At 61.8% G+C, this 2,918-nt stretch carries 4 protein-coding genes; 1 reads left to right on the top strand and 3 read right to left on the bottom strand.

The annotated features are described in order from the left end of the window. Positions 1-293 precede the first annotated feature (293 nt). Complete coding sequence (locus AC1DN9_RS29910) at positions 294-947, top strand: glutathione S-transferase family protein (protein WP_478105994.1); 654 nt, start codon at positions 294-296, stop codon at positions 945-947. Between the two features lie 310 nt (positions 948-1,257). Here the strand turns inward: AC1DN9_RS29910 and AC1DN9_RS29905 are convergent, their stop codons facing one another. From AC1DN9_RS29905 to AC1DN9_RS29895, 3 genes are all read right to left on the bottom strand, one after another. Then, a complete protein-coding gene (locus AC1DN9_RS29905; RefSeq protein WP_478105993.1) occupies positions 1,258-2,028 on the bottom strand; it encodes a glutathione binding-like protein in 771 nt (256 codons plus the stop codon). A gap of 105 nt (positions 2,029-2,133) precedes the next feature. Then, on the bottom strand, positions 2,134-2,370 hold the full coding sequence (locus AC1DN9_RS29900; RefSeq protein ID WP_478105992.1) for a hypothetical protein: 237 nt from the start codon (positions 2,368-2,370) through the stop codon (positions 2,134-2,136). Between the two features lie 93 nt (positions 2,371-2,463). Beyond that, positions 2,464-2,796, bottom strand: coding sequence for a type II toxin-antitoxin system RelE/ParE family toxin (locus tag AC1DN9_RS29895; RefSeq protein ID WP_478105991.1), 333 nt, complete (start codon positions 2,794-2,796; stop codon positions 2,464-2,466). Between the last annotated feature and the right edge of the window lie 122 nt (positions 2,797-2,918).

Below are 2,918 nucleotides of genomic sequence, written 5' to 3'. Positions count from 1 at the left end.
CAATGGCCTTTGCAGTTCGCGCATCAACTCAGGAGCAGAGCCAAGGCGCACGCTTGTGCGACGAGACTACTGGATGACTTCATCGCGCCAATGACGGCCGTGCGTTCGGCATACTCGCAAGTCAAAGCCGTTTGCACACGGCCTCGGCCAGTACCTGCCGCTGGCAACCTGCGCCGCGCGCAGCGGCGTCACGATGCCCTCGGAACCTCAAGGAATGCGCGTGACTGACTCTCACTTGCCAGTTCGCAGACAACCTGGCCGTGCGCTTGCCGCAGGTCGAAAGGACACTCACGATGACCATCACCATCACCGCCTTTGAACGGTCGCCCGACGGCGGCAAGGGTCTGGCGCGCGACACGCGCGTCCGCTGGGCGCTGGAGGAAGCCGGCCTGCCCTACGAGGTGCGCCTGGTGTCCTTCCGCGCGCTGAAGGAGGCCGAGCATCTGGCGCTTCATCCCTTCGGCCAGATCCCCACCTACGAGGAAGGCGACCTCGCGCTGTTCGAGACCGGCTCCATCGTGCTGCACATCGCCGAGCGCCACCCGGGCCTGTTCCCGGCCGATGCCAATGCAAGGGCGCGCGCCATCACGTGGATGTTCGCGGCGCTCAATACGGTCGAGCCTCCCATCCTCGAACTCGTCACCGTCAAGCTGGTGGAAGGCGACAGGCCCTGGAAGCCCGAGCGCCTGCCCCTCGTCGAGGACCGGGTGCGCGACCGACTGAACCCACTGGCCGCCCGCCTGGGCGACGGCGACTGGCTGGACGGCGGCTTCAGCGCGGGCGACCTGCTGATGGTGTCGGTGCTGCTCCGGCTGAGACCGTCCGGCCTGCTGAACGAGTTTCCCAGCTTGGCCGCCTATGTCGCTCGCGGCGAAGCGCGACCGGCCTACCAACGGGCGTTCGCCGCGCAACTGGCGATCAACACCGTCCCCTTGCCGGCGGGCTGATGGGGCGCCGCTGCCGGTGTCGTGGGGTAGACCGCACCCTCGGCCCGTGCCAAATCTATCCTGGCAATCTGCTCCGGAGATAGTGCCTCGAGCAAGGAAGGCATGCATTTGTGCGAAGGTAAGGCCAATCGCATAGCCTGCGGCGACTCCGGCTGCAACGTGCACTGTGAGGCCAGAGGCGGCGTCCACGTTCACCATCGTCTTGAATTCGGCAAAGTATTCTTCAAGAGTCATCATGTGCCTGCTTATGGCCGGCTCTCGTCTCGCTTCCGGACTCAGTGACACCGTGCCGCAAACCACCCATTCAAAACTACAGCGACAACGGAAGCGCCAAGTGACGCTCGTACATCATGGCGCGGTGTCCCAGCAATGATTCGTCCAGCGCCTCGTCGCTGTGAGGGCCACGCAGTTCAAAGGCTTTGCGCGTACTGCTCTCCATCGAGCACACGCTTTCGGGCAACGGCCGCAGCAACGCCATGAACGTCGCACTATAGATGTCGGCCGCAGTCACACTGTTGCCCACAAGATAGTCGCTACCCGCCACGCGTTGTGCCTTCAGCCGCTCCGAGAGCATCTTCAGTAGTTGCCCGACGCGGGCGTCCGCATTGACGCCGGCTTCGGGGGTGTACCCATATTTCTTCGCAAGATAGGCGGACACTTCTGGCGAGAATCCACCGTCGCCATGCAACCCTGCATGGACCAAGTGAAGCCGCCGGGTCCATCCCAAGCCGTGCTCGCCGCAGATGTCTCGGCCCAACTGCATCACGATTTCGCGCTGTTCAACAGCGTGCGGCAGGAGCGCAGGGGTTGGCGCCAACCGTTCTGCGAGCTGAAGGATGTCGGCCCATCCGGAGCGAGGAGGTTCCTCGTTGTAGATGGCGACCGGCGCACTCCGCTCTCCCGCCCATTCCTTAAGCAGCTTGCTGTCATACGACAGTCGCACCGCCGTCCATTGAATACCCTTCAACAGGAAAACTCCCTTGGCCGACTCTGACCATGGACTGGGCACGTCGCCAACGACCACCATGCGCAGCCCGGGACGTGAGACTGCTTCTTCAACGCTGACGTAAGAAATTTCCATGCGAAATGCTAGCGGATTCGTCTCGGCACCGAATTGTTCAAACCTGCCTTGAACTGGTTTGGCGACTAGCCGGGAGGACAGCTATTGGCCGACTGTTCTTTGCCATCATGGGAAGGTCAAGTCCAAACCGAGCATCCTGCTAAGGCCGAAGGTGAGGAGCGAGAGGCCCAGGAGCGATAGCACGAAGACTGCGGCCACCTTGCCGCCCGCGCGTAGCACCGCGCTCTGCTTCTCCTTCCCCTTCTTCCCTCGCTCATAGTGCCACTTGATGGCGAAGAACATGCCCGTGCCGAACACGAGAACCTTGAACGTAACGAAGACTATAGGGACCCAATCCATCATTTTGAGTATTTCTAAGCTATTTCTTGGCACTATGGTTCAAGGCATCGGATGTCTGGTACCGGCCCGATTGCTGCTGACCGCGTGGAACGCAGGTCAGGAGCCGACGTCCGACGCTTGCATCCATGCAGGTATATCGCGCTGGCCATGGAGGACGCGCCAAACGTCGATGCRGTCTGATTGTTCGAAGTAGAAAATCATGTGYGGAAAGCGAGTCAATGACCAAAAGCGCAGCCCTGGCAAGTTGAGCTCGTGTGCGTAGCGCGTGGAACCCGTGCCAGGGTATCGGCTGATGTGGACGTAGGCTTCTTCGAGTTCGTCGATGAAGCAAAGGGCAGCACTCTCTGCGCCCTCTCCCAGGTAGTAGGCAATGGCGTCTTCAATGTCTCGGTTTGCCTGTTCTCGCGGGACGACCGTTTTTGACTTCACCTCTTGCCGCCGTCCCGGCCTGCCTTTTTGCCCGCGGCGCGCACCCTCCCACGCAGACCGTCGAAGTAGGCCTTGTCCGCCTCGGCAGCGGGCGCTGAGCGGCCACCTTGAAGAAGCAGACC

The organism is Variovorax sp. 05L425 (assembly GCF_056397705.1).
The sequence above is the reverse complement of the archived record's forward strand: the minus strand, read 5'-3'. Positions and strand labels throughout refer to the sequence as shown.